Here is a 22,532-nt window from a genome sequence, read left to right as displayed (position 1 = left end):
AAGAACGATTTAATTGGAGGAAGGCATGACGAATAAAAGAATGACGTTTGTTGGAGCGATCACTTCGGCGGTGTTCTGCAGCTTAATCCCTTTGACCGCTACAGCGCAAGACTGGCCTGCCCAGCCCATCCAAATCGTCGTTCCGTATAGCGCAGGTGGAGCTGTTGACGTGCTGACCCGAATTATTGGAAAAGAGATGAGCAAGGATCTCGGGCAGCCGATTATTGTGCAACCCCGGCCCGGCGGGGAGGGCAATATTGCTGCAATGGCCGTTGCCAAGGCCAAGCCAGACGGGTATACATTGCTGTCCAGTTCTGCCGTGTTAACAAGTATTCCGATTTTATTTGATGATATTGAATGGAGCGCGGACGATTTTGCGCCCATTGGCCGGTTTGCGACATCATCCGGGTTTATCGTCTCCTCTGCAAAGCTGCCAGTCAAGTCAATCCCGGAACTGATTGCTTATGTAAAAGAGAATCCAGGACTGCCTAGCGCAGTACTCATTGGTGGCGCATTCACTACGATTGTCACACGCATGTTGGCCAAAGAGGCAGGTATTAACTTGCTATTTGTGCCGTATCAGGGTGCTGCGCAACATATGACTGATCTTTACGAAGGGCGTGTGTCACTGGCCACGGTGTCCGGTAACCTTGCCTGCGGAGCCATCAATGACAATAAGCTGAATGTCCTGGCCGTCACCGGCGATGAGCGATCCAGTCAGGCACCCGATATCCCAACAACCAAAGAAGCAGGCATTCCTGAAATCAATACCCAAGGCTGGTATGGCCTGCATGCGCCTGCCGGCACACCGCCAGACCGTGTTGCCAAACTGGCACAATCGTTGGAGAACGCATTAAAAAAGGATAGTGTCCGACAGGCGCTTTCAAAAGCTTGTGTAAATGTGGCGTATCAAAATCCGGAAGAACTTGCCAATTTCGTGAAGGAGGATATTAAACACTGGGAAAAAGCGGTTGCTTTAATGAAGAGCCAGGAGAAAAAGGCGCCAACGGTCCCTAAAAAGTAATATGTGTCTATTCTGTAGTGGCATTTCGTATGCCGGATAGTGGTATGTGTGTCGTTACGAATTTATGCAACCGGTGCTGGTTGTTGGGATAGGAAAGTGGGTGGAGAAAAGTCCGAATTGCTCAAAGCAATTGACCAAATTGAGGCCTGGTCCGATGTGGTTCGTATGAAGCGATCCATTCGCGTTGCGTATCGATGAATACTCATCACGTTCTCGCAGGACGGAGTTTTATAAAGTGGTTTTAGAGATGAAAACTCTAAGTTTTTGATTTTTATAGTTATTTTATATAAAAAATGAGAGGGCTCAAATGCAGTGGTGCCGATAAGAGGAGTCGAACCTCCGACCTTCGCATTACGAATGCGCTGCTCTACCAACTGAGCTATATCGGCAGTCTCACGGAGTCGAAAATTCTAACATATTTTTTTATGCCAGGCTTGAGGCAGAATATTTTATGAATATCTGCCTGCAAGGCTGCACAGAAAGAAGGAGGCCGCAGGCCGGCAGGCCTTAACGGCGACGTGGGCGTGCGGGGCCAGAAGGTGCACGACCGGCAATGTGACGGAACGTGATACGACCTTTGCTCAGGTCATAGGGAGACATTTCCAGGGTGACTTTATCGCCAGCCAGAATACGAATATGATGCTTGCGCATTTTGCCGCCGGTGTACGCAATAATGGGATGCCCATTGTCCAGCGTGACCCGAAAGCGGGAATCAGGCAATACTTCTGTAACAGATCCACTCATTTCAAGTAGTTCTTCTTTTGCCATATGTTGTTCTCCTGTAAAGATTAATAATCAACGGCAGGATACGGTGGAAAGCGGTGCAACCCAGGGGGCGCGAACACACAGACCACGGCAGGATGCCGGAAAATGCAAATGCGGATGCCAGGCGTTTCGCAGAAAGCTGATTCTGCATTACCACTCGCGAAAGCGGGCTGTACTGCAGTCTGAAAAAAATGATGTCTATGTACAGAAAACGGTGCTTCTGTTGCCATCAAGTGAGGGAAGTTATCCGTTTGATACTGGTATGGTTCACAAGGTCATACCGACGGTAAGCGTTGTGTCTGTTCGTGAAGGCACCCGGTAGGGCATAGCCGTCACGGCTTGTTGGATTATGTTTTTATATAGGACCGTACGTTGTTTATTATACACTCAATTGTGATATTCCCTAAAACATGTTGCGTTTTTGGAACATAACAGCCATGTTTTTTATCCGTATGGGGCAAATACGTCGCTTTTTAGTCATTCAGTCAGTTCTTTTCCTTTTGTTTCAGGCAGCATAAACGTGGTGAGCAATACCAGTACATAAGCGCCCGTGGCAAATGCGGCAATGGCGCCGGCCAGGCCCATGGATTGGCTCAGATAGCCGACCAGCCCTGGGAAAAGGGCGCCAACGCCACGCCCGAAGTTATAGGAAAAGCCTTGGCCGTTGGCGCGAATAGCCGACGGGTACAGTTCGGTCAGGTAGGCGCCAATGCCGCTGAAGATGCCTGAGGCCGCAAAACCCAGCGGAAAGCCTAGTATCAGCATTTGTGTATTGCTAAGGGGGAGCGCGGTATAAAGATAGATGCAAACCCCCGAGAGTAGGGAAAACAGAATCAGATTGGCCTTGCGCCCGAACCGGTCGGCAAAGTACGCGCCGGCAATATAGCCGCAAAACGACCCTGCAATAATAACCAGCAGATAGCCGCCCGTGCCAACGATAGACAGATGTCTTTCAGTTTTCAGAAAGGTCGGCAGCCAGGTGGTAATGGCATAGTAACCGCCTTGCACCCCAGTGCAGAGCAGGGCGGTAAGCAGGGTGGTCTTGATGACACCGGGAGCGAAGATTCCCCAGATATTGGATACATTTTTCTGTTCAAGTACCTTTTTCTTGAAAATTTCCGGCTCGGGAACGTGGCGACGAATAAACAGCACCAGCAGTGCCGGCAAGACGCCGATCCAGAACAGGCTGCGCCAGGCCCATTCCACTGGCAGGATAGAAAACATGAGTGTATAAACCAGCGCGGCGGCGCCCCAGCCGATGGCCCAGCCGCTTTGCACCGTCCCGACCGCCTTGCCACGGTGCTCCGCCCGGATTATTTCTCCCATTAGCACGGAGCCTACCGCCCATTCGCCACCAAACCCCAACCCTTGTAAGGCTCGCAATACAAAAAACTGTTCAAAGTTTTGTGCAAAGCCGATCAGCACTGTGCATACCGAGAACCAGAGAATCGTGATCTGCAAGATACGCACCCGGCCATAGCGGTCAGCCAGGATGCCGCGCGCCCAACCGCCGATTGCCGAGAACAGCAATGTGATGGTGCCCAGGATGCCAGCCTCGGCGTTACTGATGCCCCAAAGTTGAATGATGGCGCTAATGACAAATGTGAACACCATGAAATCGAAGGCATCGGTTGCCCAACCACCGAAAGCCGCGATAAAGGTATTTTTTTCTGTCCGGGTCAACTGCTTATACCAATTCATCTCGCTTCTCCGTTGAGACTATATCTTGATGATGGGGTGCAGCATGGGCACAGCCTTTCGGGCTGTGCGCACATATTCAGAGTCTAAAGCCGTAAAGGGCCGCCGGATTGTCTACCAGAATTTTATTGCGCTGCTGGCTTTGGGCGCCCATTTTTCAAGCTGCGCCAGGAGCAGGCCGGTATTGGGCATTCTGGGGATGGAAACGTGAGGCCAGTCGCTGCCCCAAAGCATACGGTTTTCATTGGTGCCAATCAGCGCCTGGGCCCAGGGAATAACGTCGCGAAAATCCGGGAAATCGTCACTGATACGGTAGGCACCCGACAGTTTTACCCACCAGCCGTGGTGTTCGATTAATTCCTGCATGGCCCGAAAACCGGGATGATCGATACCTTCAGAGACGGGCATATGGCCATGTGGTCAATAACGCCGGGCACCGGCAGCTGTTTTAGCCTTGGCAGCAGTTCCGGTAATTGGCGGGCGTCCATCAGAAATTGCATATGCCAGCCGAATTCGGCGATCTTGCGGGCAAGGTTTTCCATGGCCTCAAAGCCAGTTCCGCCGCCAAACAGCACATTGATGCGCAGTCCCCTGACACCCGCTTCGTGCATCTGTTGCAATTGCGCATGTGTGATGTCTTCGCGCACAACGGCAATGCCCCGCAACGTGTCCGGATGCCGTTTTAATACTTCCAGCATGTAGCGATTGTCATCACCATAGACGCTGATTTGAATGAGCACGCCGCGTTGCATGCCGGTGTGCTCAAGCATGGATAAATAGCGGGATTCAGGCGCCCCGGGCGGGGTATAGCTGCGATTGGCAACAAATGGGTACGCATTCGTATCGTCGGACACGACATGGGCATGGGTATCGCAGGCGTTGGCAGGTAGTTCAAAGCCGGCTGGGGCTATCTCCTGCAGGGGGGCAAGACATAACTGCATCGTCACTCCATTGAAAAACAGGGCGTTTGCATGCCATTTATAGTAGCAACGATAGGGGACGGATGTCCAATTTTATGTGATTTCACTATTTTCGAATTCGCTCAAGATCATTGAGAAATACGCCGGGGACTCCGTGCTGCGTCACTATTTTGCGCATTTTTCAATCGCCGGGCAGAGCCTGCCGGCGTTAGATTGTCTGACCGCCAGATACTTCGATACGCTGTGCGGTAATCCAGCGATTAGCATCACTCAGCAAGCCAGCAACCATCGGTCCGATGTCATCGGGAACACCGACGCGACCAAGCGCAGTCATGGCTGCAAATTGTGCGTTGACATCGGCATTGTCGCGCACAAGCCCGCCTCCGAAATCGGTTTCGATCGCACCCGGAGCGACTGTATTTACGGTGATTCCACGTGGACCCAGTTCCCGGGCCATGTACACGCTGAGTATTTCCACGGCTGCTTTTGCAGCGGAGTAGGCTGAAAACCCGGGATATGATATGCGGGTCAGACCAGATGAGAAATTGATGATGCTGCCGCCGTCAGCCAGTAATGGTAGAAGCGCCTGAACCAGGAAAAACACGCCTTTGACGTGGACATCGAACAGCCCGTCAAACTGGGATTCGGTTGTGTCGGCAAGCATTGCAAATTCGCCGTGCCCGGCGTTATTGACCAGATGATCGAAGGTGTCACGGTCCCACACCCGCGAATATGCGCGTATGTTTGAAACTCCTCCCGGGCGTGATATTCAGATGGAAAGAGCGAAAGCCTGATCAGGAACGCGATAGACTTTCATGAAACGGGGCTTTGCATAGCGACGCTATGCTCTACAATACCGCTATCTAACGCGATCGAGCTAATTAAATGGATCTGAATCTAATCGAATGCTTTTACGCTGTGGCCAAAGCAGGCAGTCTGTCCAAAGTGGCCACGGACATGGAAATTGAGCAGTCGACGTTAACCAGATATATCAATCGCCTGGAAGCGTCTATTGGCGTAAAGCTCTTTCATCGTTCCGGACGCGGAATGGTTTTGAATGAAAAAGGTAAGCTGTTTTTTAACTATGCAGAAGCGGTTATTCAGGCTGCAGAAAATGCCAGGCAGGCAGCGGCCAATCTTGCTGCGGTGGGGCCAAGCCAAATAATTATTGCCGCACAGCCCACCATTGCCCAGGTGACGTTTGCGGAGATCGGCCATGAGTTAAGGCGTGAATTTCCCAGCGCAAAAATAAGATTTGCCGAAGGGCTGGGACATCAGATTATTAGTTGGTTGCAGGAAGGCAAGGTGGATGCTGCCATTTTGTATTTGCCGGAAAACGCCAGTATGCTCACTTACGAGCATCTCGTTCAAGAGCCCCTGTACCTTGTCGGTCCGGCCGATGCACAAGAGATGGGCGTAGCGGTTTGCGCCTTGAATCTGCTTGATTTTCCACTCGTGCTGCCCAGTACGACGCACGGCCTGCGAACGCTATCCAGCGCCCTGGCGATGCGGTATGGCAAAGAATTAAAAATTGCAGTCGAATGCAATGGCTCCACATTTCTTACGCGTCGTTTAGTGCAATTGGGTCATGGCTACACCATACTTCCCCTGGCATCCGTGATGGACGAAGTCACTAGCGGTACTTTACGGGCGGCAAAGATTGATGATCCTGAAACCGTCAGGTCTGTGGTGTTGGCTACAGCGACGGGTAGGCCCCAGGCGCAGCATTTCTGGCGGATCAATCAGATTATCAAACTGACCATTGCCGAGCTGGGTGCGGGACAAAAATGGCCTGGGGTCAATGCATTAGGCTGATTGAACCCAGGTTGTCGGTCGGGCGCAGGGTGGTTAATAAACGGTCAGTCGTTTGTCCGGTGTAAGTTGCATCGGGTCGGTGACTAGTTCGATCAACGTTACTCCTCCTGCTTTTATCGACTTGTCAAATACGGCGGTAAACTCGGTGCTGGAGTGCACTCGTTCGGCACGAGCCCCAAAAGACCTGGCTAATGCCGTGTAATCAGGCCGGCCATTTTTGTGCCGCTCACGCGCCCCGGATAGTCTCTTTCCTGGTGCATCCGGATGGTCCCATACATGCCATTGTTAACTACCAGTATGATCAGGGACAGCTCATGCTCAATGGCGGTGGCGATTTCCTGTGGGTACATCATGAAACAGCCGTCTCCAGCGACACACACCACGGCTCTGTCTCTATGGCGAAGTGCGGCTGCAACGGCTGCAGGAAGTCCATAGCCCATTGATCCGCAAGTGCTTGCCAGTTCGGTTCTGGGAGAGCGATAGCGATAGTAGCGATGCAGCCATACGGAATAATTGCCAGCCCCATTGGTAAGAATGGCGTTGTCGGTAAGCGTATCGGACATATGCAAGACCACGTCGATCAGATCAACCCCGTCTGGCGCGGTGGCGCTCTCTTTCTTGCTGGTAAATTGCTCAAATGCATGTCGCCCGTTTGCAGTCCATTCATTCCACGTGCAAACAGGAGGCGTCTGAGAATTGGCCAATGCCTCAACACAGCTGCTGTCTCTATTGGCACAGCAATCGTGCTTTGGTAAATTCGGCCAAGCTCTGCCGGGTCGGGATGGCAATGAATCAGGCGCTGATGAGGGCGCGGCAGATCCAGCAGTGTATAGCCATTTGTGGGAACATCGCCTAACCGTGTGCCGATCACCAAAAGCACATCGGCATGCTCCACCATGTTTTGCAGTGCCGGACTCATGCCAAGCTTAGATGGCCGACATAATTCGGGAGTTCATTGTCAATAATATCTTGTCTGCGAAAGGCACACGCTGCAGGCAGATTCCAGCGCTGGAGAAACATTTTAAGATCTGAGCAGGCGGTTTCTGACCAGTTACTGCCGCCAACGATGACCAGGGGATTTTTGGCGTTTTTTAGCTGTTCTTCAATGGCATGCATTGTTTTCTTGCCAGGCGTGGCTGTCTCCATAGGCGTGGCACGGCACGGTTGGCTGACAATGGATTCAATCAGCATATCTTCCGGCAGCGAAATAACGACTGGGCCGGGCCGGCCTGACACAGCGACTTGAAATGCGCGTGCGATAAGCTCGGGAACTCGACTTGGATCGTCAATCTCCATGACCAGTTTTGCTATTGACCCGAACATTTGCTGATAGTCAATTTCCTGGAAGGCATCACGTCCCCTATGGTTGCGTGCTACCTGGCCAATAAAAAGAATCATGGGTGTTGAGTCCTGCTGTGCAATATGCACGCCTACGCTGGCATGCGTTGCGCCAGGTCCGCGGGTAACCATGCAGATGCCAGGCCTTCCAGTCAGCTTGCCGTCCGCTTCGGCCATGTTGGCAGCGGCGCCTTCATGTTTGGCCACGATCAGCTCAATATTCTTTTCATCGTGCAGTGCGTCCAGCACTTCCAGATAGCTTTCACCAGGGACGCAGAAGATCCGATCCACGCCATTGAGTTTTAATGCAGCAACCAGTGCTCGCCCAGCGGTCATGGATGAGTGATGTATCTCTTTTTCTAAGATCGGCAATGTCGTAGTCATGTGAATTACTTTTGTCTTGATTGCAAGTGAAATAGCGCAAATTACAGCTGTGTTTTGAACCAGATGTAGCCAACGCATCAGATAGAAAGGCATGTTATGCGTGCGCGAGTCGCCCCGCAATGGCATTGGTTCATAGCTGATATGCAAGATTTGGGTTGGTGTAATAACCAAAATACTTAAGCAAACCTTATGAATAGTTCAGGAATAATTGCTAGTCGTTAGATAGGTCGCAACTTATAATGAATTTCACTTGACAGTGGCATACGTCGTAAATGCATCTGCCATTACTGCTAATTTGAATCGCTTGATAAGATTAAGACTCTATGCACAAAAAATAAATCGCTCTGCGACCCGTCCAGTCCGTCATTTTGCCGGAATCGTGAATATGTCATGCAGCTTATAGAACAGCTTCGTTCGCTTGAGCAGCGTCCAATAGAAAAATCAGCCAAAGTAGCCTCACGATTTCATGAGAAGGGGAAGTTGCTTCCCCGTGAACGATTGGCAGTATTACTTGATCCAGGCAAGCCCTTTTTGGAGTTGATGACACTTGCGGGCTATTGCGGATATGAAGACCCAAATCCCGAAACAAGTATTCCCGGGAGCGCCATTATTGCTGGTATCGGGAGTATTTCAGGAACATTGTGCATGGTCGTCATCAATGATGCAGGCATCAGCGCTGGCGCGATGCAATCGATGACGGCGACAAAAGTGATGCGGTGCCAGGAGATTGCGTTAGCGCATCGATTACCGTTTGTTCAGTTGGTAGAAAGTGCGGGGGGCAATCTAAAGAAATATCGCGTTGAGCGTTTTGTAAACGGCGGAGGAATGTTTTACAACCTGGCCAGATTGTCGGCTGGCGGTGTTCCAGTTATTTCGCTCATTCACGGTTCATCTGCTGCAGGAGGTGCCTATTTGCCGGGTTTGTCTGATTATGTTGTGATGGTGCGCAATCAGGCTCGTGCGTATCTGGCGGGTCCCTCGCTACTCAAGGCCGCGACAGGAGAGGTTGCTACAGAGGAGGAGCTGGGCGGCGCCGATATGCATGCAGCGGTTTCCGGGCTGGCTGATTATACCGCTGAAGACGACTCCGACGCGATCGCGCAGGCTCGTACGATTGTGTCCAATTTGCAGTGGCAGCAATCGGAAAAACAAGAAACATGGTTGCCGCCAGCTTGCGATATTGAGGATATGTTGGGGCTGATTCCGATTGACACGCGCACCCCTGTGGATATGCGTGAAATTATCGCCCGTATTGTCGACGGATCTGTTTTTGATGAGTTTAAATCTGACTATGGCAATGCAACAGTTTGCGGCTATGCGGCAATACATGGTAGCTACGTTGGCGTGATTACGAACAACGGTCCGTTGGACCCATCAGGGTCAACCAAGGCAGCGCAGTTTATCCAGCTTTGCGCTCAATTGGGAAGGCCAATTGTGTTTCTGCAGAATATCACTGGTTTCATAGTCGGCAAGTCGTATGAAGAAGCGGGAATGATCAAACATGGCGCCAAGCTTATCCAGGCCTTATCCAATACGAGTGTGCCACGCATAACCATATTGTGTGGGGCCTCTTTCGGTGCCGGTAACTATGGTATGTGTGGTCGTGCTTTCGAACCAGACTTTCTGTTCTCCTGGCCGAATGCCAGAACAGCTGTTATGGGTGGAGAGCAGGCGGCGATGACGATGCAAATGGTTGCCGAAGCTGGTGCCAGACGTTCAGGAAAAACTATTGACCAACAAGCACTTGAATCGGAAAAAAAAGCAATCATTGAAAATTTTGAATCACAAATGTCTGCAATCTATACCAGTAGCCGGTTACTTGATGATGGAGTCATTGATCCGAGAGACACGCGTGAGGTATTGGCACATGTACTGAATGTCATTAAACAAGGTAAGGCCAGGCCGATATCCAATATACAGTTTGGTGTTGCAAGATTTTAAATAAAAATTTCAGATGGAAGGAGACCTATTATGATGACTCACGAGCACGTTGCTCTGCAGGATAGCGTAAAGCAGTTGATCAACAAAGAGATAAATCCTTATGTAGATGAGTGGGAGGAGGCGGAAATATTTCCTGCTCATGAGGTTTTCAAAAAGCTGGGATCAGCCGGTTATCTTGGTGTGAATAAACCAGTAGAGTTTGGCGGAATGGGCTCGATTACACTTATGAGATTGCATTCTGTGAAGCCATCGGTCACATAAAAGCGGGCGGAGTTGGCATGGCGATCGCAGTGCAGACAGATATGGCTACACCGGCGCTGGCTCGTTTTGGCTCGGATGAACTGCGTGAAAATTTTCTGAAGCCGACAATCGCTGGTGACTATGTCGTTTGTCTGGGCGTATCTGAGTCTGGTGCAGGTTCGGATGTTGCATCGTTAAAGACAACGGCAACCAAAGATGGGGATGATTACATCGTCAACGGCTCGAAAATGTGGATCACAAACGCCACCCAGGCAGACTGGATGTGTCTGCTTGCCAATACCAGCGAAGTGGGTGGGCCGCATAAAAACAAGTCCATGATCTGTTTGCCACTCAGAGAAAATGGTAAGCTCAGAGCGGGCATTACGATGCAAAAAATCAAAAAAATAGGCATGTGGTCATCCGATACCGCGCAGGTGTTTTTTGATAACGTCAGGGTGCCGCAACGCTATCGTATCGGCGAAGAGGGCATGGGATTTATCTATCAAATGCGCCAGTTTCAGGAGGAACGGCTGAGCGGTGCGACTCGACGGGTATCTGCGCTTTCGGATGTCATTGAAGAAACGATCAACTATACACGGCAGCGAAAAGCCTTCAATCGTTCGATTCTTGATAATCAATCTGTTCATTTCCGTCTGGCTGAACTGAAGACCGAAGTTGAACTCTTACGCTCACTGGTCTATCGCGCGGCGCAGGTCCATATGAACGGCGGTGATATGACCGAGCTTGCCTCAATGGCAAAGTTGAAAGCCGGACGACTCTGCCGGGAAGTGCCTGACGCTTGCCTGCAATACTGGGGCGGCATGGGCTTTACCTGGGAAAACATGGTGTCGCGTGCATGGCGAGATCTCAGGCTGATCTCAATAGGGGGCGGGGCAGACGAAATCATGCTCACAATCATTTGCAAGCATATGGGGATACTTCCCGGCAAATCAGCCTAGCTTGCTGACGGTACACGTTTATTCGGGATAGACAAAGAATGAGATTTGATACACTTTTAATCGCCAATCGCGGCGAGATCGCGTTGCGCATCATGACAACGGCACGCCGGCTGGGTTTGAGAACGGTTGCAGTTTATTCCGACGCAGATGCGGAGGCTAAACATGTGCGAGAAGCGGATTTGGCTGTGCATATCGGCGCATCCGACTCCACCGCCAGCTATCGGAATATTCAGGCAATTATAGATGCTTGTCAACGCAGTGGTGCTCAGGCAGTGCATCCGGGATATGGATTTCTGTCTGAAAACGCTGAGTTTGCCCGGGCCGTAGTGGATGCAAATCTCGTTTTTGTCGGACCTTCTGCAAAAGTGATCGATTTGATGGGGAATAAACTGCAGGCAAAGTTGGCCATGGAGGCGGCGGGTGTTCCAACTGTTCCCGGAGCGCGTATAAAGGGTATCGATCAGGACATCGCCGCGCTGGCCAAGCAGGTTGGGTATCCGGTAATCTTCAAGGCCACAGCAGGAGGGGGTGGGCGTGGAATGCGAATCGCTGAAGACGAGACGGTTGTAATCGAGCGATACACTGCAGCCAGGTCCGAAGCACAAAACTCATTTGGATCCGATGAGATCATCATCGAACGCGCCATTGAGCACGGAAGACATATAGAGATTCAGGTGTTGTGCGACGAGCATGGCAATTGCATTCATCTTGGCGAACGCGATTGTTCAATGCAGCGACGTTTTCAAAAAGTCATAGAAGAAGCGCCATCGCCAGCAGTCACCCCTGCGCTCAGGGAAGCGATGGGCTGTGTAGCACGCAAGGCTTGCGAATCAATTGGTTATGTCGGTGTTGGGACGTTGGAGTTTCTGCTTGATCAGGACGGTGCTTTCTATTTCATGGAAATGAATACGAGGCTGCAGGTGGAGCACGGCGTGACTGAGCTGATTACCGGATTGGATCTGGTTGAACAGCAGATCAATGTTGCTCAGGGGCAAGCGCTAGCCTTCAGACAGGAAAATGTGACATTTCAGGGCCATGCAATAGAATTGCGCGTCTGTGCAGAGGACCCGTATGCGGGTTTTATTCCGCAGGTGGGGCGCGTTGAGCGGTGGCGCGCACCCAAAGGTGTCCGTGTAGATACCTACTTGGAAGACGGTACGCAAATTACCCCGTTTTATGACTCCATGGTCGCAAAGTTACTCGTCCATGCAGCAAATCGAGAACACGCGATACAAAAGCTTTCTTTAGCCTGTTCGAAAACTGTTCTTTTGGGAGTCAAGAACAATCTGTCCTTTTTGCGTCATGCGATAAATCACCCAATCTTTCAGAAAGGAAAAGCGACAACTCGATTTCTTGGAAATGAAGATATTGACAGCGCTTTGTGGAGAAATACTCAGACTTTTCATGCGACTGTAGTCGGGGCTTTTGTATTAGGTCGTGTTTTGGATGGCTCCGCCGGAAAAGAACGCAAAGGGCTCAGCTTGCGTCCTCAATGTCTGGTCCAAATGCAGCTTTCTTCTCAGATGCCTCAGGAAGAGCAACTGCAGAGGGTGTGGATTCGGCCGGTGGAGACTGGATTTCAAGTCAGTTTGGAGGTGAAGATTGGTGATGATCTAGCCGAACGTGAGTCACACAGTGTCAATTGCAGCTTTGCCGGAGCTGGCAAAGTGATATGCACCGTTGATGGCATCCGTCGTGAACTGGAGTTTGTGCAACCCGATGCTTCGACTGTGTGGGTTCAGGACGAAGTCAACAGCTGGAAGTACACCCGACTTGCTGCGCAAGTTAAGGAGGATGGGTTTGTCAACGGCTTGATGTCAGTTCGCGCCCCAATGACAGGGACCGTTATTTCCGTTGCGGTTAATCTGGGTGAAAAAGTCGAGGCGAATCAGACGCTGCTGGTACTCGAATCCATGAAAATGGAGATGCCAATTTCTATTTCCTTGCCTGGTATTGTGGGTGAAATCAGTGCAAACCAGGGGCAACAGATTTCAGCGGGCCAACATTTGATGGAAATAACACAATTATGAAAAAGACTACTAAGGAAAAGAAAATTTATATAGGTGGTGCATCGGGATTCTGGGGAGATTCGCAAATTGCTATGCCACAGCTGCTTACTGCTCCCGAGCTGGATTACATCGTCTTTGACTATCTCGCCGAGACGACGATGTCGATATTGCAGCGGGCGCGACTTAAGGACCCGGATTTAGGTTACGCAACGGATTTTGTCACTGTTGCTGTCAACCCTAACCTGAAACCTTGATGAACAGGGGGATAACGCTGGTTTCAAATGCGGGAGGATTAAATCCGGAAAAATGCAAGGAGATGATTCTTTCACTTGCGAAAGAACAAGGTCTTTCTCCGAAAATTGCTGTAGTAACAGGAGATGATGTCAGCAATTTGAAAAGTGATTTCAAGCCATTTGATTCGCATGGTCAAGCCAGAGACAGCGTTACTGAAGACACATTGAACTCGGTGCTGTCTGCGAATGCTTACTTGGGCGCCGTTGCTATTGTCGAGGCGCTAAAGAGCAACCCTGATATCGTGGTTGTGGGACGGTGTGTCGATAGCGCCCTGCTGGTTGCAATTGCTGCACACGAGTTTGGTTGGAGTTTTTCCGATTACGACCGCTTGGCTCAGGCCAGTCTGGCGGGCCATTTGATCGAATGCGGACCGCAGACAACGGGGGGGCTGTTCACGGACTGGGAAACAGTTCCGGATTGGTCCAATATCGGATACCCGATTGTTGCGATGAACGAACGTGGGGATTTCCAGTTAAGCAAGGCGCCAGATACGGGAGGGTTAATTACGCCGGCCACGGTAGCAGAGCAATTACTTTATGAAATTGGAGATCCGAGCGCATACTTGCTGCCCGATGTTATTTGTGATTTTCGCAATGTCAAAATCGAACAAATCGAACCCGACAAAGTGACGGTGACGGGCGCAAAAGGCGAGCGCCGACCAATGACTACAAAGTCACCGTGACCTACCAGGACGGTTATCATCTTGTGATTATGATGGCGATTCGGGGGCAGCGGGCGCTGTCAAAAGCAAAGCGTACTGCAGAGACTTTGTTGTCTCGTACACGCAAGCAGATTCTGGATAATGGCTACGAAGATTACAGCAGTACTCTGGTGGAGTACCTTGGTGCTGAAGCGCTCTACGGTCCACACGCTCGCGTAACGGAGTCGCGTGAAATAGTGCTGCGGATTGCCGTGAGACATAAAGAAAAAAAAGCACTTGTCTTTTTGCAAAAAGAGTCTGCTTCTGCCGGCGTATCCATGGGTCCCGGAACCAGAAGTCATTTTGGCGGACGCAGCGGCGTACAGTCGGTAATTCGAACAGCGTCCTACCTGCTGGGTAAGGATAAGGTACCGGTGAGAATGCAGACCGATGCGGACACGAGCTTCACAGAGATACGGGTACCTCTCTCAGATAAAAATACCGATGGCATTATGGCCAGCGATCCTGCGTCGACCGAAGCCCAGGCAACTGTCAAAAATATAGCACAGGGCCAAGAGACGATATTGGTGCCACTGTCGCGAGTTGCATACGCGCGCAGCGGTGATAAGGGCGATAGTGTAAATATTGGTGTGATCGCACGTACACCGGCGCTATTCCCTCTCTTGCTTAGCCAGGTTACCTCGGCACGTGTATATGAATATTTTAGCCACCTGGTCCATGGTGATATAGACCGGTTCGAATTGCCAGGGACGCATGCGATAAACTTTCTAATGACAGAGGCCTTAGGAGGTGGCGGTTCGTGGCAGTCTCAGTTCGGATCCTTTAGGTAAATCCTATGCCCAAATGCTTTTGGATTTGGAGATAGATTGTCCGCCAGGGTTGCTTCCGGGTTGATTGACAATGCAGTAACGATCGGGTGAAGTCAAAGAACTGCTATCGCCCTCATTAATAAAAATCAGGAGACAATAGTGAAAATCGAACGTAGAAAATTCGTTGGTACGGCATTGAGTACGCTTGTTTTAACGTTGCCTGGCTGGGCGGCTACGGCCGATCGTAAAAAAATGGTACGTGTCATTGTCGCGTATGGGGCAGGTGGCGCTTCCGATACCATCGCCCGTTATGTTGCAGAGAAAATTACAAACAAGGTTGGAACGCAGGTTGTGGTCGAGAATCGTCCTGGCGCTGATGGCAACATTGCCGCAGAGGCGGTAGCGCGAACTTCATCTGCTGATGACTATACGTTGCTCGTTTCAGGACCATCCACACACGCTGCTAATATCAGTATGTATAAAAAACTGCCTTTCGATCCTGAGACTGCCAAGCGTCCGATGACAACGCTGGTGAATACGCCGTATATTTTGGTTGTTAACAAAGATCGCGTGAAAGAAAAAACAGTACAGCAGTTTGTAGCCACAGCAAAAGAAAAAGAGAAAAGCACTTTTTTTGCCAGTGCTAACGTTGGTGGGCGTATTGCAGGTGAGCTATTTCGCCTGAAGTCTGGTATCGATGCGGTAAATGTGCCGTACAAAGCCAGCTCTCAGGCAATGACTGATCTGATAGGTGGTCAATTCGATTATTATTTTTGCGATTCTGTAACCGCAATACCACAGATCAGGGCAGGAAAGATAAATGCGCTGGCGGTATCGTCTATAGACCGGCTAGATAGTCTGCCCGATGTGCCCTCGCTGCACGAGCTGGGCTATAAGAATTTTGATGTCAGCTCCTGGATCGCAATATGGAGTGCGGCAGTCGTACCAGAGGACGTATCGAATCGAATGGCTGGTTGGATAGCCGAGGTTCTGGAAACTGAAGAGGCGCGTAAATTTTTCAGTGACAAGGGAATGCAAGTTCTGCCTGGATCACCTGAGAAACTAGAAGCAATCCAGAAGCGTGACACGGTTGAGTGGGGGAAAATAATCCGAGTCGCCGGCATGCAAAAATAGCGGCATGGAATGGGTCTTCAGCGAGCCGAAAAGAGCTCTGCGAGTTTCCGGGTTCCTTTGCTGTCATCGCCATTTCGCGTATACAGGCGGTAACTGATAGATGGCAAGCCTGGCAAACCCATTTCTTTATCCACAACCTTTAGACCCGGAGTGAGCATTTCTATGGTTCTAGCTGTGATACCGAGGCCTGCCCGAAGCGCTGCACGCAAACTGGCTACTGTTGTCGTCTGGAACGAGGGACGCCAGGCGCGGCCCTCTGCGTCAAGTGCATCCAGCGCGATCCGTCGAAAAACGCAAGGCGAATCGATAAGGACAAGTGGCAACACAACGTTGTTTTCATGGTACGTGCGCGCTCCGGAAATCCACACAACAGGGAGGTGCGAAGTATGTCACAGTTAAATTCCGTATGTTCTTCGACGTCCAGCATAAGATCGATTTCGCCACGGCGTAATGCGGAAGCTAGCCAGCGACTGCGACCGACCTTGATTTCGATATTCAAATTCGGATATGTTGATTTAGATAAGGCCAGGTATTCAGGCAACAGTGTATCAATGGCGTCGGCACATGCCCCGATTTTGACCTGTGTGTCAAATACCCCCTGTTCCATTGCCATGCAGGCCTCGTCGTTCATTCTCAGTAAAGGCCTTGCATACTCCAGAAGCCGGACGCTTGGTCAGTTAACCGTTTGCTGCGGCCGCTCTTGATAAATAGATCGCAACCTAACTGCAATTCCAAGCGCTGCATCTGCTGTGATATTGCCGCCTGCGATTTGAACACAGATTGCGCAGCGCGTGCGAAGCTATCTCCTTCGGCAACAGCAACAAAGGTCCGTAGTAGTGTCAAGTCGAGGTTTGTTACTTTCATTTGTCTCGCAACTAATTTGTTCTCTGATTTTCTATATTTTAGCTTTTCTTCGACAAAAAGCCGCACAGATCACTGGTATTTAGAATGTTATGACAGGTCGGGAAAATAATGATCAATAATGCTTATTCGGGATTGCGGGTTATTGATATCTCTCAGGGGATCGCAGGCCCATGCTGCGGACAAATGCTAAAACAAATGGGCGCCGATATCATTAAAATTGAGCCAATTGACGGCGATTGGAGTCGAAGAATGGGCATTGGGGCTGATGGGCTCAGTGCGCTGGCCATTGCTTATAATCGTGGCAAGCGAAGTCTTGCGCTTAATCTGAAATCGCCTGATGGAATCAGGATCATGCACGGTTTGGTTAAAGATGCAGATGTTTTTATTCAAAATTTCAGACCAAAAGCAGCCACCACTTTTGGAACCCGATACGAGCTACTGCTAGCACATAATCCGCGGTTAATCTATGCCTCGGTCAGCGGCTATGGAACAGAAGGGCCATTGGCAGAATGTCCCGTGACCGATTCAATTGCTCAGGCTGTAAGTGGATTGGCAAACTATAATGCCGGTCCTGATGGTAGGCCTCGCCCGATCAAGCCCTATATCGCCGATATCGCTGCCGGTATCTATACGTCTAATGCCATTGCTGCTGCGCTTTATGCGCGAGAGCGATCAGGGGAAGGATGTCAGATCAATATCAGTCTATTGGCGGTGCTGGCCGCATTCCAGAATGGGATGTTGATAGAGCATGGGTGGAATAAGGCGTTGGACAGTACGGATCGATCGTACACGCCAAAATCCGCCGCGACTGTGCCTCAGGGCGTATTTGACAGCGCTGATGGATTTGTCATGCTCGCTTCGCTCAATGACAGTATGTTCACCGCGATCTGTGATGTGTTGGGACTGCATGCCTTATTGTCGGACAGCCGATTGTGCAGTGCTGCGGAGCGCTTGAAATATGCAGACCAAATTAATGAGCAGATCGCCGGTGTTTTACGTCAAAAACGCAGTGCTGAATGGAGCGCCTTGTTTGAGGGTCACAATGTACTTTTTTCCGCTATCAACGATTTAAGCGATTTTATTGTAGATCCTAAAAGCGTCATGCAAGGGTTGCTGAGCGAAATGGTACTGACCGTAGCTGAACCTGGAGGGTCGGCTATCTCCGCTATATTACCCATCGCGCAATTGCCCGGTGCTTCGGGTGCGCCGACGTCGTTGACTGCACCGTACATCGGCGAACATACTGAAGAAATAATGACTGAGTTTGGGTACTCGGGATCTGAAATTGAGCGATTTGTGCAGGCTGGCGTTATTGGACGGCGCGTCCGATAGCGCGTAATAGTGTTAATTGTTGTCTTGCGGAAAATTTTTTATTTTTATTTCAAAGAGAAGAGCTATGTCTACAACTCAACCCCTTCCTAATAATTCTAGTGAAAATGTGGTTTTAGTTGATCTTAACGATGGTGTTTTTAGAGTGGTGCTTAATCGGCCGGATTCACGCAATGCGCTGAGCCGTGAAATGGTCGAGAGTTTGATGCAGGCGCTGGATTACGCCGTTGCCGAAAAACAGGTACGTGTAATTGTATTTGCAGCAATTGGCAAGGCGTTTTGCGCAGGTGGAAATATCGGAAATGTCCATGATAGATTGGCCGAACCCGTTGGGCAAAATGGTCGCGACCCAATTGCCATCGGCAACAGGTTTTACGGCAAATTTCTGGAGTCTTTGGCGAGAAGTCCGAAGCCCACTGTTGCCGTTGTGCAGGGGGCTGCCATGGGCGGAGGTGCTGGCTTGGTCTGTGCCGTCGATATTGCAATTGCAATTTCTGGCGTAAAATTCGGATTTCCAGAGACATCAATCGGCCTGGTTCCGGCTCAAATTCTGCCCTTTGTAGCAGCCCGCATTGGTATTCAACAAGCACGTAGAATGATGCTTACCGGTGAGAGAGTCTCGTCGGAAACGGCCTTTCGAATTGGGCTGGTGGATTATCTGGAGCAGGATGAGCATGCACTGGAAACGCGTTTGAATCAGGTAACTGCAGCGCTGAAGCACGGTGGACCGAAAGCACTGGAAAATACCAAGGTGATGTTACGCACTCTTTTCGGGTTGCGCGAATGGCAGGAGCAAGGACTTTCGGAGTATCTCGATAATGCTGCCGATGTTTTTGCCGCCCAGCTGCGGAGCGAGGCATTGGAAGGCATCGAAGCCGCGCGTGCACGCCGAACCCCTGTGTGGGATTGCGTAAAGTAGTGATTGGCCATTGGTGATGATGGTGGAGATAAGTATTTCGTTTTAAGGAGTCGGGATTATGGCAGCATTAGATGGTTTAAAGGTGGTGGATTTGTCACGTGTACTAGGAGGCCCGTTTTGTGCACAGATACTTGGCGATCATGGGGCAACAGTCATTAAAGTCGAGGGCCCATCAGGGGACGAGACGAGGACTTGGGGGCCACCTTTTCGGGATGGCCAGGCTTCCTACTTTGCAGGGCTAAACCGTAATAAGGAGGCCATCTGTATAGATCTATCTGCAAAAGAAGGGAGAGAGGTGCTTATGCGCCTTCTTGAAGAAGCCGATGTGCTGATAGAGAATTTCAAAACCGGCACATTGGAAAAATGGGGTATAGGATATAACGAAGTATTATCCAAGCGTTTTCCCCGGCTGATCCATTGTCGGATTTCCGGGTTTGGCGATTCAGGCCATTAGGCGGAATGGCCGGTTATGATGCAGCAGTTCAGGCATTGGCCGGCATGCTGAGTATCAACGGATCACCGGATGGTGGTCCAACGCGCCTTGGGGTGCCGGTCGTTGACGTCTGTACGGGTTTGAATGCTGCCATTGGCGTTATGATCGCGCTGGCAGAACGAGAGCGCAGCAATTTGGGGCAACAAATTGAATCTACCTTATTTGATAATGCACTGGCGGCACTTTATCCTCACTCTATTAACGCCATATACACAGGTAAACCGCCGCAGCGTTCAGGCAATGGGCATCCAAATATTGCACCCTACGATAGTTATGAGACAAAAACAGATCCAATGTTTCTGGCAGTAGGCAATAATGGTCAGTTTGTTCGGCTTTGTAGAGTAATTGGAAATCCTGGCCTGGCCGATGATCCTCGTTTTGCCAATAACGGGCAGCGGGCGTTACATCGTCCTGAACTCAGACAAGCGCTGGAGATTGAGTTTTCCAGATTCAGCGCGCAGGAGCTGTTCGAATTGCTAAGCAAGGAAAATGTGCCTTGTGGTGTGATTCACGATGTGGTTCAGGCACTCGAACATCCTCATACGACTCATCGCGAGATGATTGCCGAGATTGATAACTATAGCGCTATTGCATCCCCGATCAAGCTTAGTCGAACGCCGGCCAGTTACCGTTTAGCTCCTCAAGATATCGGGCAGTCTACTCAAAAGGTGCTGCAAGAGTATGGATACACTTGCGACGAGATTGCTAACTTGAGGGAAAAGATGGTCATTAGTTAACGACCAAATGTTTGCCAATTGTTCCGAGAAAGCTGACTGAGATATAGGTATGGATTTGACTGGTCAGCTTAAATTGCCTGCGCCTTTTTCACACGGCAGACAGATCTTCGCCACCAGGCCCCCGCCTTCGCGGGGCTCAAACGTCAGTTTTCCACCAAATCGCTCTGCTATCGCGTGTACGATAGAGATGCCAAGACCCGCGCCATTTTCTCTATGGCGGCCTTGGTCGCCACGCCAGAAGCGTCTGCCTATTTGCGGGGTTTGTTCTTCGGTGAAACCGGGTCCACGGTCGGCAACGGCGATGCAGCAGCGTTCAGAGGATTGCTCAAAGGTCAGGGTGACTTCTACCGGCGTGCTGTTGGGGGAGTAGCGCAAAGCATTTTCGATCAGATTGCGTACGGCTGTTTCCAGCATTGATCTGGGTACGGGTGCTTCCTGGTCTGCTCCTGTCACGTGTAGCACAAGACGGGGTCGGGCCTCCTCGTCTACCAGTGTGAGCACGTGCTCAACAGCAGATTGCACGGATGTGCAACGCGCCTCATGACCTGTTGTGGAGGCTTCCGTGCGGGCCAGTGTCATCATCTGATCAAGCGTTCGGCGCAATCGTTGTACCCCTTGCTCTGCGCTACGCAGCGAGGCCTGTGCTTCTGCGCCTTCGGTTACGCGGACAACTTGCAAGTGGGTGTCGATCACGGTTAATGGCGTACGTAATTCGTGCGCGGCAGCATCAGTAAAGGCCCTTTGACTGGATAGCGCCTGCGCCAGCCTTCCCAGCAATCCGTTCATCGCATCCAGTACGGGTCTGAGTTCCGATGGTGAGCGGGTTACGGCGATGGGCGTGGTATCGTCGGTTTGCTTTGCACGCAACTGCAGACACAAGTTTTGCAATGGCGCCAATCCCCGGCCGATGCCTATCCAGAGCGCCGCCAATCCACCCAGGATAGCGATCAAAAACGGTACGCCTACTGCATGCAGTAATTCGTTAACAAGAACATCTCTTTGATCAATACTGTCTGCGGTCGTGATCTGATATCCGCCGCTATTCAAAACGTAGACCCGCCATAGCTTGCCTTGTTCTTCATGGATGCTGAAACCGGTGGGTGTCGACTCCGCACTCAGGGCAGGGCCGCCGGTGTTCTTGCCAGAACCTGGCCGTGCAGCCCACGGATGACACAGCTGATTCGGGCGCCGGCATCAACGCGGACCACCTCAGCCAGATCAGGGGCCGGTTGACCGGGCGTTAATGCGCCACGTTCCAGTAATCCCGCGACCATGCGTGCCGACATGGCCAGCCGACCATCCAGGGTTTTATCAAGGTCGGCACGGACGCCTTGCATCATCCAGGCGGCCGCCGCGCCCCAGAGAAGGACAAGAGAAATCCCTGCAATCAGTACGGCACGAAGACGTAGACTCATGATTTAAGTTTCCAGCCTAAACGATATCCTAATCCGCGAGTTGTTTCGATTGCTTCAGGTCTGAGCTTGCGACGGATATTATGAATATGCACGTTGAGCGCATTGCTGTTGACTTCTTCACCACTTCCATAAAGCCTTTCGTTAAGCACGTCAGACGGAACCCATCGTCCGTCTGCAGTGGCCAGATGGGTCAATAGATCGACTTCACGGCGCGACAGCGTAACGGCTTCATTTTCGAACCAGGCCAGGCCGGTTGCTGGCTCCAAACGCAGCGGGCCGGCGGTGATGATTTGGTTCGTTCTGCCTTGTGTGCGCCGGACAAGCGCGTGCAGTCTTGCAGCTAATTCGCGCAGATCAAAGGGTTTGGTCATGTAGTCGTCCGCGCCGCTGTTAAGACCGGTGAGCCTGTGTTCCATGGCATCTCGCGCTGTGAGAATCAATACGGGCAGAAACGGGTCAACGCGCGCGCGATCGCGAGCAATTCGAGACCGTCGCGGTCGGGCAGGCCAAGATCAAGTATCAGCGCATGAAAGGTGTCATCTATTTGGGCAATTTCGGCATCGGCCGCTGCGCACACATGGCGCACGGTGATGCCATACGTGCGCAGACCAGCAACAATGCCGTTGCCGATCAGTTCATCGTCTTCTACCAGTAGTACTCGCATCGCAGCCTCGAGTGGTTGAGCCAAGTGTTTATATATTAGGTCAAAAATACGTGCATAACCCTGGAAATTTCTTTCGGGTGAGCAAGAAGGCGCAATTAAGTTTCAGTTAATCGAGAGACT

At 50.9% G+C, this 22,532-nt stretch carries 20 protein-coding genes, 1 tRNA gene and 6 pseudogenes; 12 read left to right on the top strand and 15 right to left on the bottom strand.

Features of this window, described 5'->3' with window-relative positions:
- Positions 1–13: 13 nt before the first annotated feature.
- Positions 14–1,024 (top strand): Bug family tripartite tricarboxylate transporter substrate binding protein, encoded by a 1,011-nt coding sequence (locus TKWG_RS11260; RefSeq protein WP_148274530.1) that lies wholly within the window; start codon positions 14–16, stop codon positions 1,022–1,024.
- Between the two features lie 313 nt (positions 1,025–1,337).
- Here TKWG_RS11260 and TKWG_RS11255 read toward each other — a convergent pair.
- The 5 genes and pseudogenes from TKWG_RS11255 to TKWG_RS11230 all read right to left on the bottom strand — a co-directional run.
- Positions 1,338–1,413: transfer RNA gene (locus tag TKWG_RS11255), tRNA-Thr, on the bottom strand.
- Positions 1,414–1,531: 118 nt separating this feature from the next.
- Positions 1,532–1,792: a translation initiation factor IF-1 gene (gene infA / locus TKWG_RS11250; protein WP_014750950.1), complete on the bottom strand. Its 261-nt coding sequence runs from the start codon at positions 1,790–1,792 to the stop codon at positions 1,532–1,534.
- A 474-nt stretch (positions 1,793–2,266) separates the two neighbouring features.
- Positions 2,267–3,490: an MFS transporter gene (locus TKWG_RS11240; protein WP_014750948.1), complete on the bottom strand. Its 1,224-nt coding sequence runs from the start codon at positions 3,488–3,490 to the stop codon at positions 2,267–2,269.
- Between the two features lie 76 nt (positions 3,491–3,566).
- Positions 3,567–4,428 (bottom strand): annotated as a pseudogene (locus tag TKWG_RS11235) (amidohydrolase family protein).
- A 187-nt stretch (positions 4,429–4,615) separates the two neighbouring features.
- Positions 4,616–5,128: pseudogene (locus TKWG_RS11230) on the bottom strand (SDR family NAD(P)-dependent oxidoreductase); the annotation flags it as partial.
- Between the two features lie 164 nt (positions 5,129–5,292).
- Here TKWG_RS11230 and TKWG_RS11225 point away from each other — a divergent pair.
- Positions 5,293–6,222, top strand: coding sequence for a LysR family transcriptional regulator (locus TKWG_RS11225; protein ID WP_014750944.1), 930 nt, complete (start codon positions 5,293–5,295; stop codon positions 6,220–6,222).
- A gap of 33 nt (positions 6,223–6,255) precedes the next feature.
- Here the strand turns inward: TKWG_RS11225 and TKWG_RS26555 are convergent.
- From TKWG_RS26555 to TKWG_RS26545, 3 genes and pseudogenes are all read right to left on the bottom strand, one after another.
- Positions 6,256–6,785, bottom strand: a pseudogene (locus TKWG_RS26555) (thiamine pyrophosphate-dependent enzyme).
- A gap of 17 nt (positions 6,786–6,802) precedes the next feature.
- Positions 6,803–7,120, bottom strand: coding sequence for a hypothetical protein (locus TKWG_RS27125; RefSeq protein ID WP_407636924.1), 318 nt, complete (start codon positions 7,118–7,120; stop codon positions 6,803–6,805).
- Between the two features lie 17 nt (positions 7,121–7,137).
- Positions 7,138–7,944 (bottom strand): thiamine pyrophosphate-binding protein, encoded by an 807-nt coding sequence (locus tag TKWG_RS26545; protein ID WP_322786534.1) that lies wholly within the window; start codon positions 7,942–7,944, stop codon positions 7,138–7,140.
- Between the two features lie 390 nt (positions 7,945–8,334).
- On the opposite strand from TKWG_RS26545, the gene TKWG_RS11215 reads away from it, so the two are divergent.
- The 7 genes and pseudogenes from TKWG_RS11215 to TKWG_RS11195 all read left to right on the top strand — a co-directional run bounded on the left by TKWG_RS11215 (position 8,335) and on the right by TKWG_RS11195 (position 15,991).
- On the top strand, positions 8,335–9,885 hold the full coding sequence (locus TKWG_RS11215) for an acyl-CoA carboxylase subunit beta (RefSeq protein ID WP_081489279.1): 1,551 nt from the start codon (positions 8,335–8,337) through the stop codon (positions 9,883–9,885).
- A 30-nt stretch (positions 9,886–9,915) separates the two neighbouring features.
- A pseudogene (locus TKWG_RS11210) lies at positions 9,916–11,084 on the top strand (acyl-CoA dehydrogenase family protein).
- A 38-nt stretch (positions 11,085–11,122) separates the two neighbouring features.
- Positions 11,123–13,114, top strand: coding sequence for an acetyl/propionyl/methylcrotonyl-CoA carboxylase subunit alpha (locus TKWG_RS11205; protein ID WP_014750942.1), 1,992 nt, complete (start codon positions 11,123–11,125; stop codon positions 13,112–13,114).
- Positions 13,111–13,347 carry an acyclic terpene utilization AtuA family protein gene (locus tag TKWG_RS26540; protein WP_322786533.1) on the top strand — a complete coding sequence of 79 codons (237 nt, stop codon included), beginning with the start codon at positions 13,111–13,113 and terminating at the stop codon, positions 13,345–13,347. Before TKWG_RS11205 ends, TKWG_RS26540 begins: the two co-directional genes overlap by 4 nt.
- Positions 13,347–14,413: pseudogene (locus tag TKWG_RS26535) on the top strand (acyclic terpene utilization AtuA family protein); the annotation flags it as partial. The gene TKWG_RS26540 and the pseudogene TKWG_RS26535, both read left to right, overlap by 1 nt.
- A gap of 54 nt (positions 14,414–14,467) precedes the next feature.
- On the top strand, positions 14,468–14,878 hold the full coding sequence (locus TKWG_RS27520) for an AtuA-related protein (RefSeq protein ID WP_456047815.1): 411 nt from the start codon (positions 14,468–14,470) through the stop codon (positions 14,876–14,878).
- Between the two features lie 138 nt (positions 14,879–15,016).
- A complete protein-coding gene (locus TKWG_RS11195) occupies positions 15,017–15,991 on the top strand; it encodes a Bug family tripartite tricarboxylate transporter substrate binding protein (RefSeq protein WP_014750941.1) in 975 nt (324 codons plus the stop codon).
- A 17-nt stretch (positions 15,992–16,008) separates the two neighbouring features.
- On the opposite strand, the gene TKWG_RS24910 is transcribed toward TKWG_RS11195, so the two are convergent.
- The 3 genes from TKWG_RS24910 to TKWG_RS24900 are packed head-to-tail and all read right to left on the bottom strand — an operon-like array spanning position 16,009 to position 16,855.
- Complete coding sequence (locus TKWG_RS24910) at positions 16,009–16,317, bottom strand: LysR substrate-binding domain-containing protein (RefSeq protein WP_238534155.1); 309 nt, start codon at positions 16,315–16,317, stop codon at positions 16,009–16,011.
- Complete coding sequence (locus TKWG_RS24905; RefSeq protein ID WP_238534456.1) at positions 16,206–16,622, bottom strand: LysR substrate-binding domain-containing protein; 417 nt, start codon at positions 16,620–16,622, stop codon at positions 16,206–16,208. Before TKWG_RS24905 ends, TKWG_RS24910 begins: the two co-directional genes overlap by 112 nt.
- 2 nt (positions 16,623–16,624) lie before the next feature.
- Positions 16,625–16,855 carry a LysR family transcriptional regulator gene (locus TKWG_RS24900; RefSeq protein ID WP_238534154.1) on the bottom strand — a complete coding sequence of 77 codons (231 nt, stop codon included), beginning with the start codon at positions 16,853–16,855 and terminating at the stop codon, positions 16,625–16,627.
- 108 nt (positions 16,856–16,963) lie between these two features.
- Here TKWG_RS24900 and TKWG_RS11185 point away from each other — a divergent pair, with 108 nt between their 5' ends.
- From TKWG_RS11185 to TKWG_RS11175, 3 genes and pseudogenes are all read left to right on the top strand, one after another.
- Complete coding sequence (locus TKWG_RS11185; RefSeq protein WP_014750940.1) at positions 16,964–18,187, top strand: CaiB/BaiF CoA transferase family protein; 1,224 nt, start codon at positions 16,964–16,966, stop codon at positions 18,185–18,187.
- 64 nt (positions 18,188–18,251) lie between these two features.
- Positions 18,252–19,103 carry an enoyl-CoA hydratase/isomerase family protein gene (locus tag TKWG_RS11180; RefSeq protein WP_081489278.1) on the top strand — a complete coding sequence of 284 codons (852 nt, stop codon included), beginning with the start codon at positions 18,252–18,254 and terminating at the stop codon, positions 19,101–19,103.
- Positions 19,104–19,161: 58 nt separating this feature from the next.
- Positions 19,162–20,333: pseudogene (locus tag TKWG_RS11175) on the top strand (CaiB/BaiF CoA transferase family protein).
- Positions 20,334–20,396: 63 nt separating this feature from the next.
- On the opposite strand, the gene TKWG_RS11170 reads toward TKWG_RS11175, so the two are convergent.
- The 4 genes from TKWG_RS11170 to TKWG_RS27510 form a co-directional block, all read right to left on the bottom strand.
- Positions 20,397–21,380 (bottom strand): ATP-binding protein, encoded by a 984-nt coding sequence (locus tag TKWG_RS11170; protein WP_322786530.1) that lies wholly within the window; start codon positions 21,378–21,380, stop codon positions 20,397–20,399.
- A 68-nt stretch (positions 21,381–21,448) separates the two neighbouring features.
- Positions 21,449–21,748 (bottom strand): sensor histidine kinase N-terminal domain-containing protein, encoded by a 300-nt coding sequence (locus TKWG_RS26525; protein WP_322786529.1) that lies wholly within the window; start codon positions 21,746–21,748, stop codon positions 21,449–21,451.
- A complete protein-coding gene (locus TKWG_RS27515) occupies positions 21,745–22,164 on the bottom strand; it encodes a winged helix-turn-helix domain-containing protein (protein WP_456047807.1) in 420 nt (139 codons plus the stop codon). The genes TKWG_RS26525 and TKWG_RS27515 overlap by 4 nt, the downstream gene beginning before the upstream one ends.
- A 20-nt stretch (positions 22,165–22,184) precedes the next feature.
- Positions 22,185–22,412 carry a response regulator gene (locus tag TKWG_RS27510; protein WP_456047806.1) on the bottom strand — a complete coding sequence of 76 codons (228 nt, stop codon included), beginning with the start codon at positions 22,410–22,412 and terminating at the stop codon, positions 22,185–22,187.
- Positions 22,413–22,532: the final 120 nt, after the last annotated feature.

Source organism: Advenella kashmirensis WT001, assembly GCF_000219915.2.
In the GTDB taxonomy this organism is placed as follows: Bacteria; Pseudomonadota; Gammaproteobacteria; order Burkholderiales; family Burkholderiaceae_B; genus Advenella; species Advenella kashmirensis.
This window is presented reverse-complemented; position numbering and strand designations above follow the sequence as displayed.